Origin of the sequence: Subtercola sp. PAMC28395 (genome assembly GCF_018889995.1) — a bacterium.
Lineage (GTDB): Bacteria > Actinomycetota > Actinomycetes > Actinomycetales > Microbacteriaceae > Subtercola.
In genome coordinates, this window is sequence record NZ_CP076547.1 from 2,686,693 (window position 1) to 2,701,581 (window position 14,889).

A 14,889-nucleotide genomic window follows, 5' to 3' on the forward strand; every position below is an offset into this window, starting at 1 on the left:
CCGGTTCATGACCAATACAGTGGATCCGTGACCGAACGCGAACGAGGAGCAACAGCGGAGCACCGGCACCTCGATCGTACGGCTGTCGGTTACGCGCTGCGCAGGGCCTACCACGGGTTCTTCATTCACCGTGGGCTCGACTCCGGCGCTGCCCTCACGTTCTTCTCCACTCTCTCGCTGTTCCCCGCGACGCTTGCTCTCGTTTCGATCGTCGGGCTGCTCGACCCGCAGGGTGATGCCGTGCGGGTCATTCTCACCGTGCTCGACAGCTACATTCCGAAAGGGAGCGTCGAATCGACCAGGCTTGCCTTGACCCAGTTCACGCGCATCCCCAACCCCGTTGTCGCCCTGGTGATCGGACTCTCGCTCACCGTGTGGGCCGGTGCGAGTTATGCGACGGCATTCGGGCGGGCCGTGAACGCCATCTACGACGTGCACGAGGGTCGCCGGTTCGTGAAACTCCGGCTGCTGATGCTCGTCGAATCGCTCGCGCTCATCGTGCTGTTGAGCGCGCTCGGCATCATCGTGATCGTCACCCCCGACGTCGCTCGAACGGTTGTCACCACGCTGGGCTGGCCCCTGATCGCCGTCGATCTATGGAGCATCGCCAAATGGCCGCTGCTCGTACTGCTGGCAGTCTTCACGGTGATGGTGCTCTACTACGGCTCACCCAATCTGAAGCGGCCGCGGGTGCGATGGCTCACCGTTGGTGCCAGCTTCGCGATCGTGGGCCTCGCCGCCATGACCGTCGGCTATTCGATCTACATCACCGGATTCTCTGCCTACGACCGCTTCTATGGCTTGCTCGGCGGGGCGATCATCACCCTGATCTGGCTCTTTCTCTCGAACCTCGTGCTGGTGGTCGGCGCTGAAGTGGATGCCGAGCTGACGCGCGCCCGGCAATTGCTCGGTGGCATCGAGGCGGAGGAGTCCATTCGGCTCCCGCTGCGAGACAACCGGCGGAACATCATTCTGGCCCGCCGGCTGGAGCGCGACCTGAAGGACGGCCGCGCTATTCGCGAGCGGGCGACTCTGCTCCGTCGACAGGCGCCTGAAGGCCGCTGACGGATTCCACAGTGGTCATCGAAGCCGAATCGACCGCCGCCTGGACCGCGCCGGTCTGAGCAGCATCGCTCAGGGCTTCGGCATCGGCCGAGATCACCGGAATCGCCGAGGTGATCGTTTCGAGACCCGACAGGCGTGCGGGGGAAAGGAGCTTCGTCACGCGTTCCCTGGTCATGAGGTTCGCTTCGACGACCAGGTCGGCGATGTTGCGCCCCGTCAGCAGGGCCGCCTTCGCCAAGGCAGAAGAGGCCGAATAGCCGATGTACGGCGTCAGCGCGGTCACGACCCCCACCGAGGTGGACACGAGCCGGTCGAGCCGGTCGAGGTTGGCCGAGATGCCATCGATGCAGTTCACACGAAGCGTAGTGCAGCCGGCGGTCATCCACGAGATGTTCTGGAGGAGCGAGTGGGCGATGACGGGCTCGAAGGCGTTCAGCTGCAACTGGCCGCCCTCTGCTGCCATGGTGACGGTGACGTCGGCACCGGCGACAGAGAACGCGATCTGGTTGATCACTTCGGGGATGACCGGGTTGACCTTGCCGGGCATGATGCTCGAACCCGCCTGTCTGGCGGGCAGGTTGATCTCGCCGAAACCGGCCTGCGGGCCGCTCGAGAGCAGACGGAGGTCGTTGCAGATCTTGCTGAGCTTGATGGCCGAGCGCTTCAGGATGCCCGAGAGCTGCATGAACACGCCTGCGTCGCTAGTCGCCTCGATGAGGTCGGGAGCGGTCACGTGCGCGAACCCGGTGAGCTCGCGCAGGTGCCTGCGCACGGCGTCGGCATAACGAGGATCAGCCGTGATGCCGGTTCCGATGGCCGTTGCACCGAGGTTGATCTCCCAGAGCAGTGGCACCGTCTCGGCCAGGCGCTGGTTGTCTTCGGTGAGTGTTGTGGCGAAGCCATGGAACTCCTGCCCGAGAGTCATCGGTACAGCATCCTGCAGCTGGGTCCTGCCGATCTTCAGCACATCGTTGAACTCGACACCTTTGCGCCCGAACGAGTCCCGGAGCAGCTCGTGCTCGGCCAGCAACCGCTGCAACCCGAAACAGAGGGCGAGCTTCACTGCCGTGGGGTACACGTCGTTCGTGCTCTGGCTGCGGTTCACGTCGTCGATCGGGTGGAGGAACTGGTATTCGCCCTTGCCCTTGCCCATGAGTTCGAGGGCGATGTTCGTGATGACCTCGTTCGCGTTCATGTTCGACGAGGTACCGGCACCGCCCTGGATGACGCCCACAACGAACTCGTCATGGAACTCGCCATCGCGCACGAGTTGGCACGCCTCGTCGATGACGCGGGCCTTCTCGGGTTCGAGCACACCGATCTCGGCGTTGGCCCGCGCAGCGGCCTGTTTCACGATCACGAGTGCATTGATGAGGTCTGGGTAGACGGAGATGGGCCGGCGGCTGATCGGAAAGTTCTCGAGCGCCCTGGCGGTGTGGATGCCCCAGAAAGCGTAGGCAGGAATCTCGACCTGACCCAGCGAATCCGTCTCAGTCCTGGTCGGGCCGCCGGTGCCGGGGCCGTAGCCCGGCGTGTTCGATGAAGGCACCGTTGCGTTCAGGGTTGCGGTGGAAGAGTCGGTTGCGATTGCTGAAAGGTATGTCTCTGGCACCTCGAAGACACTACTCGCCGCGCGTTCGAACTACGTGAGTTTTCTGAGGAAACCACGGATGAACGCATCTTTCTTCTGTGTGAACGGCGGATACACGAGGTTAAATGTGTCGGGCTTCAGATTCTTGCTCAGTAACGCTTTGCGATGGCTGAACACTTCGACGCTTCGCTGGCCATGGTATGCACCCATGCCGCTTTCCCCCACTCCCCCGAAGGGAAGCCCCGGCACCAGCAGATGCGCCGCCGGCACGCCGAATGCCAGTGCCCCAGACGAGGTCTGGGTGATGAAGCGGCGGCGAGCCGATGCCGATTCGGTGAAGACGTACAGTGCGAGCGGCTTCTCGCCGGCATTGATGAAGCCGATCGCATCGGCGAGCCCGGTGACCTCGACGATCGGGAGGATGGGCCCGAAGATCTCCTGCTGCATGATGGGAGCGGCCCGGCTGACGCCCGAGAGAACAGTGGGTGCGAGGTAGCGGGTGCGGGCATCCGACTGGCCACCGGTCACCACCGTCTCACCCTCGATGAGCTTCGTCAGCCTGCCGAACTGGGCGTCATTGACGACGCGCCCGTAACTCTCGCTCTGTTCCGGATGATCGCCGTAGAACTCGGCGATCACCTCGGCCAGCAGCGGCTCGAGCGCCCGCGCGACCTGGGGCGTCGCCAGCAGGTAATCAGGGGCGACGCAGGTCTGGCCGGCGTTCATGAACTTTCCCCAGGCGATGCGGTGGGCGACGGCCTTCAGATCGACGGTCTCGTCGACGTACACCGGCGACTTTCCGCCGAGTTCGAGCGTCACGGGCGGGAGGTGCTTGACGGCAGCCCGCATCACGATTCGGCCGACCCGGGAGTTGCCCGTGTAGAAGATGTGGTCGAACCGTTCGTTCAGCAACACCGTGGTCTCGTCGACGCCCCCCTCGACCACGGCGATCGCGCGATTGTCGAGGTATCGACGGAACAGGGAGGCGAAGGCGGCTGAGGTGGCAGGGGCGAGTTCGCTCGGTTTGGCGACCACGGCGTTCCCGGCGGCAATCGCCCCGATGATCGGCACCAGCAACAGCTGCACGGGGTAGTTCCACGGGGAGATCACCAGAACGACACCGACGGGCTCGAGAACGGTCTTCGCCGTCGAGGGCGCGATGAGCAGCGGCGTGCTCACCCGGCTGGGCCTGAGCCACCGGCGCAACCGCGCGAGCGTGTAGTCGATCTCGGCGATGACAAAACCGATCTCGGTGAGTTGGGCCTCTGCCGGGTTCTTGCGGAGGTCTGCCAGTAGCGCAGCTTCGATCTCTGCGGTGCCCTCGATGAGAAGGGAGCGCAGGGCCCTGAGCTGGGAGACCCGCCACGCGTACGGTTTTGTCACACCCCGTTCGTACGTGCTGCGCAGTCGATCGACAACGTCGGGAATCGTCACTCCAGCACCTGTGCTCATTCCCTCATCGTACGACCGATGAGACGCTGATTCACCCCTGTGAACGCGGTGAATACCGGGGATCGAAGGTGATCTTCACGCCGATCGGATGCTCGTCGCTGACTTCGGCCCACGCCCCGGGTTGCCCGTCGAGAACCGGCACTCCAGAACGCGCGAAAGCAGCCCATGCCCGGCGCAGTCGGGAGCCGAGCTCATCGAGGTCCGCCCAGTCGACGCCGCCGAGCATCGGTGAGCCCTGCCAGAACTCCTCGTCGGCCCAGAAGAACGGCAGTTCGATGCAGTGGCACGCTCCCCACACGGTGCTGCGTGGCCGCCAATCGAATCGATAGGTGTAGACGTGCGCACCGCTGCCGGCCAGCAATCGTGCCAATTCGAGCGTCGGTGCGCCGAACACCCGGTTCGTCAGAATTCGCGACAGCGGTTCGGTGGCCGGGCGCACCACGCTGCGCGCTCGAGCCCTCCGGAGCGCGGGAACTGCATCGAGAAACGGTGTGAAATCGTCTCTGTTGTAGCCGATCAGCACATCGACCGATGCTGCTCTGGCTCGCCACCTCGTCTGGCGCCGCTCGGGCAGCGAGATGGGCCAGGCACCGGGCGTCGGCGCGTACGGCATACCCGCCGTGAGCCTGTCGCCGCTCAGCCCCTGCGTGGCTGCAACCTGGGCGGCGAGCATCCGTTCGACCGGCGCTGTGACAGGGTCTTCACCGAGCGCGCGCAGCACGTTCGCGGTCAGTTGCGGGCTGAGCTTCTGCCGCTCGCGGTCGAGGCCGAGCGGCGGGCTCTGCAGGATGGCCCGCGAGAAGAGTCCGTCGGCCTCGGGAATCGAGAGCAGGTGGGCAATCGCATCGGCTCCCGCCGATTGCCCGAAAACGGTGATGGAGTCAGGGTCGCCTCCGAAGCTCGCGATATTGGTCTTCACCCAGCGAAGGGCTTCGAGCTGGTCGGCCACGCCCAGGTTTGCGGGCGCAACACCGTCGATGGCGAGGTAGCCGAAGACACCGAGCCGATAGTTGACGCCGACCACGATGACGTCTCCGTCGCGCACGATTCTCGCCGAGTCGTAGATGTCACCCGAACCCGAACCGTTGACGTAGGCGCCACCGTGGATCCACACCATGACCGGTTTCTTCGCGGTTCCTGTGGCGGGTGCCGTGATCGTCAGGAAGAAACAGTCCTCGTCCATGGGCGGCACCGGCTTGGGCAACGCAAGGAGGGCGAGACCGAATGGCGGCTGGGGGCACATCGGGCCATTGAGCTGCGCCTCGCGCACTCCCTGCCACGGATGCTCGGCGACCGGCAGTTCGAATCTGCTGGCCCTGGCGTACCGCACCCCGCGGAACCGCAGGAGATCCCCGTCGACACGGCCGCGAAGAGTTCCGTTCGGTGTCTCGACGTCAACAGTTTCGATGCGACTAGACGCGCTGTCGACCGAATCGACGCCGAATGTTTCCAGCGGTATCGTCACCGAATCACCTCCCTGCCAGTACATCTTCGAGGGTGCGCTGCGGGTGACCGGTGAGCACGACGACGTCATCGCTCACCGCAGCCAGCTCGCCGTCCCGAATTCCTGTGTAGGTACTCACCCAGGCGTCGACGATGAAGTCGGGCGCCCCGTAGTGCGCCCTCGACGCGTAGGCCTCCTCGACGGTCTCATTCTCGAACCGCAGCTTCTGACCGGTCGCCAGAGAGGTTCGACGAGCGACATCGGCGAAGGTCACAGCCTCACCCCCCGTGAGTTCGTACACCGCGTTCCGGTGACGTTCAGGGTGCAGGAGAACCGCCACCGCCGAATCGACGACGTCAGCTCGCGCCACTGCTGCGATCAGTCCGTCGCCGGCTGGCCCCCTGATCACCCCGTCGTCGCCCGCCCACAACGGCAGTAGGTCGAGGTAGAAGTTGTCGCGCAGAAACGTGAAATCGACACCGCTTGCCCGGATCACCTCTTCAGTGGCACCATGGTCCCGGGCCAGGGTGAACCCTGCTGCGGGGCCGGCACCTGTGAACGACGTGTAGACGATATGGCTGACCCCGGCCTCCAGTGCCGACTGGACGAACTGCACGTGTTCGGCGACGCGGTCTGGCGATTCGGCGGCCGAGACCATGAACAACACGTCAACCCCTCCGAGCGCCCGGATGCCCGACTCCCCATCGCCGTACGTCGCCGTTGCGACAGTCACATCGGCGTTCGAACCCTCGAATGCCGGGGCCCGCGACGCATCCCGCACGACCAGACGCAGACTGGTGCCGGCGTGGCCGCCCCGACTCGTGTCAACCAGCGACCTCGCGACCGCGCCGCCGATCTTGCCCGTCGCGCCGGTGACGCCGATTGTCGGAGCCGTACTCGTTTCGCTCACAGTGCTTGGCTCCGATTCTGTCGACGGGTCCTGGTTGTGGCGTGGATGTTCTCGATGATCTCCGTGATCGCCTGCGAGTCCCGCGGGTCGACCGGAAGGGGTGCGCCGGTTGTCAGGGCGTCTGCCAGTTGGGAGTAGAAACCGGCGTAGCTCCCCCGCCGGGTCTCGACCGGTGCGAGGTCTCCGTCGATGCCGAGAACTCCCCACTCGTGCTTCGGGGAGACCCCGAATCCTTCGTCGTTCGGCACTGCGCCGGCGATCAGCGCGGGCTCCTGACCATCGAGGCCGAACTTCGTGTACGCCCCCTTCGACCCGAGCATCCGGAACCGGGGGCCCTTCTGAGCCGCGAATCCGCTCATCCAGAGATGACTGGTCACGCCAGATTCATGGGTCAGGGCGAGGAAGACGTCGTCTTCGGCGGGGGCGCCAGGTCGCCTGGTCGCAAGTTCGGAGTAGATCTCGGCGGTGGGCCCGAACAACTGCAGGGCTTGGTCGATGAGGTGTGGGCCCAGGTCGAAGAGAATTCCCCCGCCTTCTGCCACCGTCGCCTCACCCTTCCAGGCCCGCCCACCCTGCGGCTTCCACCACTCGAAGCGCGATTCGAAGTGGTGGATCTCGCCGAGCGCACCGCCCGCCACCAGGTCGGAGACCGTCTGGAAGTCGCCGTCCCACCGCCGGTTCTGAAACACGGTAAGGAGAAGACCCCGCTCTTCGGCCCGGGTGATCAGATCGAGACCCTCGCCCGAGTTCGTGGTGAACGGCTTGTCGATCACGATCGAAAGCCCGGCGTCGATCGCCGCTGATGCAAGTGCGTAGTGCGCAGAGGGAGGGGAACTGATCACAACCAGATCGACATCGTCTGCGACCTCGAAGAACTCTGGCACCGACGCGATGACGGACGTCTCCGGGTAACGAGCGTGGGCATCCGCCTGTCGTGCCGGATCACCGGTCACAATGGCGTCGAGAGAGAAACGAGCATCCGCGGCAAGGAACGGCGCGTGGAAGACCCGGCCGCCCAGGCCGAACCCGATCAGTGCGGTGCGAATGGGTGCCTGGAACAGTTCAGCAGTACGGGTCATGCTGCAACCCTAGCGAGGCGAAATACTTGTTGTCTCCTAAGGAATATCCACGCCGCCACTCGCGTTGAAGGAGCAGTGAAGCCAGACTCCAGAATCCCGACCGAAGCCAGCCCACGAGACCTGACCGTCGAAGACTCCCTTGGTGTACTGACGGAACGCGAGAGGAAGCGTCTCACCAAGCCCTCGAGTGAACGGGCCATCATCGCGACCCTCGCCTTCACCGGCCTCATCGCCGCTTTCATGCAGACCCTGGTCACGCCGATCACGCCCCAGCTGCCGCTGCTGCTGAACACCACTGCCTCGAACGCGACCTGGATCCTGACGGCCACCCTGCTCGCCGCAGCCATTTCGACGCCCATCAGCGGCCGACTCGGCGACATGTTCGGCAAGCGACGCATGGTCCTGATTCTTCTGGTTCTCCTGCTCGCCGGCTCCGTCGTTTCTGCACTGTCGAACGACGTGCTCGTCATGATCATCGGGCGCGTCCTGCAGGGTACGGGTCTTGGAGTGATCGCCCTGGGTGTCAGCATCCTGAGAGACGTTCTGCACCCGGCACGACTCGGCGCGGCTGTCGCACTGGTGAGCGCGACGCTGGGCATCGGCGGCGCAGTGGGACTGCCGGTTTCGGCCCTCATCGCCCAGAACCTCGATTGGCACTTCCTGTTCTGGCTGGCCGGGCTCCTGGCACTGGTGGCACTCGTGCTGGTGTTCCTCGTCGTTCCGGTGAGCACGCTTCGCACCGGCGGCTCGTTCGATTTCGTGGGCGCGATCGGTTTCGCGATAGGTCTGGTGGGCATCCTGCTCGCCGTCTCGAAGGGCAGCGAGTGGGGCTGGGCCAGCCCGGTCACGCTCGGGATGCTCGGCGGCGGTGTGCTCGTGCTGGTGCTGTGGGGTTTGTTCGAGCTCCGCACGAGCAACCCTCTCGTCGACTTGAGGATTGCCGCACGACGGCCTGTGCTCCTCACGAACCTGGCCTCGATCACAGTGGGATTCGCCTTCTTCGCGAGCGCGGCAGTGCTCCCCCAGTTGCTCGAGGCACCCACCTCCACCGGAGTCGGCCTCGGCCAGAGCCTGCTCATCGCGAGCCTGTGCCTGATGCCCAGCGGCCTGGTGATGTTCTTCATGTCGCCCGTGGCGGCTCGACTCAGCGCAGCGCGCGGCCCCCGCACGAGCCTCGTTCTCGGCGGCATCATCATCGCGGTCGGCTACGCGCTTGCCATCGGCTTGATGACCGAAGTGTGGCACGCGGTCTTCGTGGCGACTGCGGTGGGGTTCGGGGTCGGGTTCGCCTACGCAGCGATGCCGACGCTGATCATGCACGCTGTACCTGCGACTGAGACGGCGGCGGCGAACGGACTGAACTCTGTGATGAGGAGCCTCGGTTCCACAGTGGCCGCAGCCGTTCTCGGTCTGATCCTGTCATCGAATGTCGTCATCTCGGCTGGGCACCCGATTCCCACCCAGGGGGCGTTCCAGCTCTGTTTCGCCATAGCTGCTGCGGTGGCCCTGCTCGGAGTCGTCGCCGCGTTCTTCATTCCGCGGAGGGAACCCGCCTATCGCTCAACCAGCATTCCCCAGGCCGTCGGTTCACGCGCCTGAGCCGATCTAAGGTAGGTGTTCATGAACACCCCTGAACTTCTGCTCATCCTTGCGGGTTCCCTGGCCGTGAGCGCGTTCGCGCGCTGGAGGGGCTGGCCGGCGCCGCTGCTGGTCGTCGCCGTCGCACTCGGCGTGTCATTCATTCCGGGCATCCCGCCGGTGGAGATCGACTCGGAGGTCATTCTCACAGTCGTGCTGCCACCGCTGCTCTACTCGGCGGCATTGGACGTCTCATTCCAGAACTTCACCCAGAGCGTTCGTCACATCAGGCGCTTGGGTGTCGGGCTCGTCATCGTGACGACCGTGGTCGTGGGCCTCATCGCGTACTGGATCGTCCCCGAGTTGACTCTGCCGGGCGCATTGCTTCTCGGGGCGATCGTCGCCCCGCCCGATGCGGTCTCTGCCGCTGCGATCGGGCGACGCCTCGGCCTGCCGCGCGGAGTCATGACTGTTCTCTCGGGTGAGAGTCTCATCAACGATGCCGCGGCGCTCACACTCTTCCGGGTCTTCATTGCCATCATCGGGGGGTCGGCGCTGAGCTTCGGAGGGGTCATCGGCACCTTCGTCCTCGCGATCGTGGTCGGCGTGGTCGTCGGACTCGCGATCGGGGTCGTAGTGCAGTTCGTGAGAGTCAGACTCAGGGATTCAGTGGTGGCAGCGACTCTCGGTCTCCTGGTTCCCTTCGGCGCCTACGCCGCAGGCGAGGCGCTCCATGGATCAGGCGTTCTCGCCGTGGTCGCAGCCGGACTCTACATCGGTTACAACTCGCCGAAAACCGGCTACGAGACGAGACTCCAGGAACGTCCGGTGTGGAGTTCGATCGACCTTCTGTTTGAAGGCTTCGTCTTCGCCCTCATCGGCCTGCAGGTCTTCAGCGTCACACAGAACGTGGCATCCAACTCACTGGGCCTTGCGAAATCCATCGGCCTCGCCGCCGCCGTCTTCGCCGTGGTCATCCTGGTCAGGCCGGTATTCGTCTACACCGCGTACTTCCGGGCCCGATGGCAGGCCCGCGCGCAGAAGAAGATCCCGATATTGCGGCACTTGGCTTCCAAACACGAGCCAGAGCTCTCCTGGCAGGAACTCGCTGTCATATCGTGGTCGGGAATGCGAGGTGTCGTCACTCTTGCTGCGGCCGCTGCAGTGCCGGTGGTGACTGCCGCCGGGCCTGTCGCGCAACGCGACACCATCAACCTCGTGGCCTTCGTCGTGACGATCGGCACTCTGATCGTGCAGGGGCTTAGCCTGCCGTGGGTCATTCGAAGACTCTCCGTCGCCGACCTCGGCCAGGCAGAACGCGATGCCGAAGACGAGGTTCGCATCTTCGAACGGAGTGTCCGGGAGACGAAGGACTACATCGACGAGCACCACGATGAGTGGGCCGCCCGCTACGGAACCGCGGAACTCGACCGCTCACTGGGTACGCTGATCAGCCAGTTCGAACGCCAGGTCGCGGTTCTGCTCGACGAACACGACCTCGAAGAACAGGACATCGACTCCGCCGGTGTCGACACCTCGACAGTGCGAGCACCCCGGTTGAGCGGGCCGGAGCTCACCGAACTGCGACGCGAGCTTCTCGACCATCGCCGGTCGATCATCATCCGTGAGCGCAACAATGGTGAACTCGATGAAGAGGTCATGCGCAGTGTTCTGCGCGGCATCGACTCCGAGCAGTTGGCGCTCGACACCTCGGCGATGACGCGCAACCGCCGCTGACCGCGCTTCGCCTGCTCCCCAGGCAACACCGTCGGCTGACGGGGGACTATCGTGAACAGTGATGAGTGAAGCTCTGCAGCCAGAACCCCGACCCGGCCTTCGACGGTGGGCGGTCACGCACCTCAGCCCTGTTCGCCGCTACTACGCTGACGATCGGGTGAAGGGTGTGAAGACGCGCGACTCCGCGTTGGGGGCGCCCTTCGAGCACGTCTCGCTTCGCAGCTACTCCCCGCCTCTCGCGTCAAGTACGAATGGAACGGCACCCAGGGTGCTCTACTTCGCCGCCAGCTCGGAACTGCGCTGGCACGGGGCACGTACCGGCGCGTGGCTTGCGAGCAGGCTGTGCCGCCGGCTGTCGCTGACGGTCGTGGTGGTCCAGATCGGGGAGGGGACCGGCGATGCACGGGAGGCGGCATTCCGTGCGCTGGAGCAGTGCGCACTCGAAGCCCCATCTGCCCTGCTCGCCGTTGTCGGCACCGGAGACGGAGCAGCTCTGGCCGCCAGAACAGCAATGCGGGCCCGTGATTCGCTCGAAAGCGGTGCACCGCAGCTTGTTCGGCAAGCCCTCATCTCGCCGGACTTCGCGTTGTTGATCGGGCCACCCGCGACAGCAGAGGCCGAAGTGGTCTCGCTGGTCGCCCGCCTGAGCGAGCTCCCACCAACCCTCCTACAACGGGATGCCGTATCCGGAACGCCTGATCCCCGCGAAGATCTGCCGGAGTTGCTGCGCGAAGCCGCCGTTGCAGTGCGGGTGATCGACTATCGGCCAGATCCACTGTGCTGGGCCGAATTCCCTCGGGCCGTCGGACATTCCACTGTCGCCGCAGACGCCCTTGAAGCGTTCCTCCGGCGAGGCCTTCTCGACAACGGTTTCGACGTCGTCCCGGCCTGGAATCTGCACTGACCCCGGGGGTCGTATTGTTGGTCTGTGCCCACAATCGCGCCCGAACCCGAACCTCGGAACGACACCGTCGGTGAAACCGCCCGACACGTCATCACCGACGGAGACACACGTCCGAACGGGCGAGTGAGGCACTGGCTCCTGCAGGGCCTCCTCGACCAGTCCGGCCGTTACCAGGGGTCGTACGCAGCGAAGGCCGAGAAGACGCACAGCTGGTGGCGTGTCATGTGCCTGACGGGTGTCGACTACTTCTCCACCCTGGGCTACCAGCCGGCTATCGCGGCATTGGCAGCGGGACTCCTTTCGCCGTTCGCGACCATCGTTCTTGTTCTGCTCACCCTCTTCGGCGCCCTTCCGGTCTACCGCCGGGTTGCCAAAGAGAGCTTCAAGGGCGAGGGATCCATCGCCATGCTCGAGCGACTGTTGCCGTGGTGGGGCGGCAAGCTGTTCGTTCTCGTACTGCTCGGGTTCGCCGCGACCGACTTCATGATCACCATCACTCTCTCCGCGGCAGACGCGACAGCTCACGCCATCGAGAATCCTTTTGCGCCGTCGTGGTTCCATGGCAATGAGGTGATCATCACTCTGGTTCTTGTCGCCCTTCTCGGAGCCGTCTTCATCAGGGGGTTCAAAGAGGCCATCGGCATAGCAACTGTACTGGTCGCCGTCTACCTGCTACTGAACCTGGTGGTGGTAGCCGTCTCGATCGCCCACGTCTTTGAGAACACCGTTGTGATCAGTGACTGGTGGTCGGCACTCAACGCCCAGCACGGCAACCCGTTGGTCATGGTTGGAATCGCGCTGATCGTGTTCCCCAAACTGGCGCTCGGGCTCTCGGGTTTCGAGACCGGCGTGGCCGTCATGCCCCAGATCACGGGTTCACCGAGCGACACTCCGGTGAACCCGACTGGGCGAATCCGCGGAACGTGGCGCCTGCTCACGACGGCGGCACTCATCATGAGTTCGTTCCTCATCGCCTCGAGCATCGTGACGACACTGCTGATTCCCCAGTCTGAATTCCAGGCGGGCGGGGCCGCGAACGGCAGGGCCCTGGCATATCTGGCCCACGAGTACCTGGGAGCTGGGTTCGGTACATTCTACGACATCAGCACCATCGCCATCCTCTGGTTCGCCGGGGCGTCAGCAATGGCCGGCCTGCTGAACCTCGTACCGAGGTACCTGCCGAGATACGGAATGGCTCCCCAATGGGTGCGGGCAGTACGACCTCTCGTGCTCGTCTTCACGGCGATCGCATTCATCATCACCATCGCGTTCAACGCGAGCGTCGATGCGCAGGGCGGGGCCTACGCCACCGGTGTGCTCGTGCTCATCACCTCTGCCTCGGTTGCTGTGACGTTGTCTGCACGCAGACAGAAACAGCCCAAACGCACGATCGGCTTCGGAATCGTCTCCCTCGTGTTTTTGTACACGACCGTGGCGAATGTCTTCGAACGTCCCGACGGCGTCAAGATTGCCGCGCTCTTCATCGTCGGAATCCTGGGAATCTCGCTCGTCTCACGCATCCAACGGTCGTTCCAGCTGCGGGCGACCTCCGTCACCCTCGATGAATCGGCCCTCGCGTTCGTTCGTGCCGACGCGGATCGAGGGGTCATCAACCTCATCGCCAACGAACCGGACGACGGCAGCGCGCTCGAATATCGCATCAAGAACAAAGAGGAACGGCACGACAGCCACATACCGACCAGCGCGAAGGTGATCTTCGTGGAGGTCTACCCGGCCGACTCATCAGACTTCGAAGAAGACCTCGTCGTTCGTGGCGTCACCAAACACGGCTACCGTGTACTCGAAATACGAAGCGGAAACATCCCGAACACTCTTGCCGTCGTGCTTCTGACGATTCGCGACGAGACAGGCGTCGTGCCCGAGATCTACTTCGAGTGGACCGAAGGCAATCCCCTTTCGAACATGCTCAAGTTCCTCATCACGGGCGGCGGCGAGGTTGCCCCGGTGACCCGCGAAGTGCTCCGCGAGGCTGAGAAGGACGTGAAGCTGCGCCCCGCCGTGCACGTGAGTTGAAACGCGCAGCACTCATCGGCCCCTTCTGAAGATTCGCTCGTCTGAGCGTCGCGATCTCTTCGGAGAAGGATTCGTGTGACCGGGCCAGCTCTGCCCTCATCTCTTCCAACTGGGTTGCCAGCGCATCGATATGGTCGACATTCGCGCTCTCGACTCGCGCCTCTCCGCTTCGGACACGATCGACGAGCCAGCTGGCGAGAGTTGCGGTGATCACACCCAGGAGAGCGATTCCCGCGATCATCAGGCCGACCGCGATCAGGCGCCCCTCGCCGGTGATCGGAACATAATCGCCATACCCGACGGTGGTGATCGTCACGAAAGCCCACCACAACGCATCTCCGAAGTTCGTGATCGAAGCGCCGGGCGTGTTCTGTTCCGCATCGAGGATTCCCAGCGCGGCAATCAGCACGAGCAGACTTGCCGAGCCGATCACGTAGGTCGCGACCCTGCCCCGGAAGGCGGTACCTGCCGTTCTCTGCAAAACGGTCCACAGCATGACCAGTCGCAGCAACCGGAGCGGCCGGAGCATGGGCAGAGCCACGATCAGAAATTCGAGAATGTGCGTGAAGAACCATCGCAGTCTGCGAGGGGCGAGCACCAGGTTCGCGACGTAGTTGACGACGAAGAACGCCCAGACCGCCCACATGACGATCTCGGCGGCAAGGTTCGCTGCACCCTTGAGATTGCCGATGACATCCCAGGAGTAGGCGACCAGAAAGACGATCGACACGACGGTGAGCGGCCATTCCGCGGCCGAATTCCACGCGGCTTGCCCCTCATCGCTTCGAGTGAAGCCGAACGAGCGCAACCGCGAGCGGGAAAACGTCTGGGCGGGGCCATCCAAGCCTTCCCCTCCGCTCCTGCCGGGCAGCGCCTCGGTCAGGACATCGGTGATCCGGTCGGTGATGGCGGCGGCGTTCGCCTCGTCTTCCGCATCGAACGATGCCGTCTGATCGACTGTCGGCGAATCGTCGCCACGGGCGCTTGAATCCGACACCTCCGCATAGGAACCGGCGAAGCGAGCTTGTGACCTGGAGCGTGAGGTGCGATTTTTCATGAATAGCCCCGTCGTTGAGGGCCGCTAGCCCACTCGCG

Annotated in this window: 11 protein-coding genes; 5 read left to right on the top strand and 6 right to left on the bottom strand. The window is 64.3% G+C overall.

Features of this window, described 5'->3' with window-relative positions:
• Nucleotides 1-27 precede the first annotated feature (27 nt).
• A complete protein-coding gene (locus KPL76_RS12345) occupies nt 28-1,065 on the top strand; it encodes a YihY/virulence factor BrkB family protein (protein WP_216333802.1) in 1,038 nt (345 codons plus the stop codon).
• Here KPL76_RS12345 and KPL76_RS12350 read toward each other — a convergent pair.
• From KPL76_RS12350 to KPL76_RS12370, 5 genes are all read right to left on the bottom strand, one after another.
• Complete coding sequence (locus tag KPL76_RS12350) at nt 1,013-2,614, bottom strand: aspartate ammonia-lyase (protein WP_216336452.1); 1,602 nt, start codon at nt 2,612-2,614, stop codon at nt 1,013-1,015. The genes KPL76_RS12345 and KPL76_RS12350 overlap by 53 nt on opposite strands.
• Nucleotides 2,615-2,707: 93 nt before the next feature.
• Nucleotides 2,708-4,108: an aldehyde dehydrogenase family protein gene (locus KPL76_RS12355; RefSeq protein WP_216333803.1), complete on the bottom strand. Its 1,401-nt coding sequence runs from the start codon at nt 4,106-4,108 to the stop codon at nt 2,708-2,710.
• A 31-nt stretch (nt 4,109-4,139) separates the two neighbouring features.
• Complete coding sequence (locus KPL76_RS12360) at nt 4,140-5,573, bottom strand: carboxylesterase/lipase family protein (RefSeq protein ID WP_216333804.1); 1,434 nt, start codon at nt 5,571-5,573, stop codon at nt 4,140-4,142.
• Between the two features lie 4 nt (nt 5,574-5,577).
• Complete coding sequence (locus KPL76_RS12365; protein WP_216333805.1) at nt 5,578-6,462, bottom strand: SDR family oxidoreductase; 885 nt, start codon at nt 6,460-6,462, stop codon at nt 5,578-5,580.
• The gene (locus tag KPL76_RS12370; RefSeq protein WP_216333806.1) at nt 6,459-7,541 is read right to left on the bottom strand and encodes a Gfo/Idh/MocA family oxidoreductase; all 1,083 of its coding nucleotides are present in this window, start codon (nt 7,539-7,541) and stop codon (nt 6,459-6,461) included. The genes KPL76_RS12365 and KPL76_RS12370 overlap by 4 nt, the downstream gene beginning before the upstream one ends.
• Before the next feature lie 75 nt (nt 7,542-7,616).
• Between KPL76_RS12370 and KPL76_RS12375 the strand changes: the two genes are divergently transcribed.
• The 4 genes from KPL76_RS12375 to KPL76_RS12390 all read left to right on the top strand — a co-directional run bounded on the left by KPL76_RS12375 (nt 7,617) and on the right by KPL76_RS12390 (nt 13,794).
• The gene (locus tag KPL76_RS12375) at nt 7,617-9,140 is read left to right on the top strand and encodes an MFS transporter (RefSeq protein WP_256438714.1); all 1,524 of its coding nucleotides are present in this window, start codon (nt 7,617-7,619) and stop codon (nt 9,138-9,140) included.
• Nucleotides 9,141-9,161: 21 nt separating this feature from the next.
• Nucleotides 9,162-10,856 carry a sodium:proton antiporter gene (locus KPL76_RS12380; protein WP_216333807.1) on the top strand — a complete coding sequence of 565 codons (1,695 nt, stop codon included), beginning with the start codon at nt 9,162-9,164 and terminating at the stop codon, nt 10,854-10,856.
• 61 nt (nt 10,857-10,917) lie between these two features.
• Nucleotides 10,918-11,760, top strand: coding sequence for a hypothetical protein (locus KPL76_RS12385; RefSeq protein ID WP_216333808.1), 843 nt, complete (start codon nt 10,918-10,920; stop codon nt 11,758-11,760).
• 222 nt (nt 11,761-11,982) lie between these two features.
• Nucleotides 11,983-13,794, top strand: coding sequence for an amino acid transporter (locus KPL76_RS12390; RefSeq protein WP_253202253.1), 1,812 nt, complete (start codon nt 11,983-11,985; stop codon nt 13,792-13,794).
• Here KPL76_RS12390 and KPL76_RS12395 read toward each other — a convergent pair.
• Entirely contained in the window at nt 13,700-14,851 is a 1,152-nt protein-coding gene (locus KPL76_RS12395) for a potassium channel family protein (RefSeq protein ID WP_216333809.1), read from the bottom strand. The two genes, KPL76_RS12390 and KPL76_RS12395, sit on opposite strands and share 95 nt — an antisense overlap.
• Nucleotides 14,852-14,889: the final 38 nt, after the last annotated feature.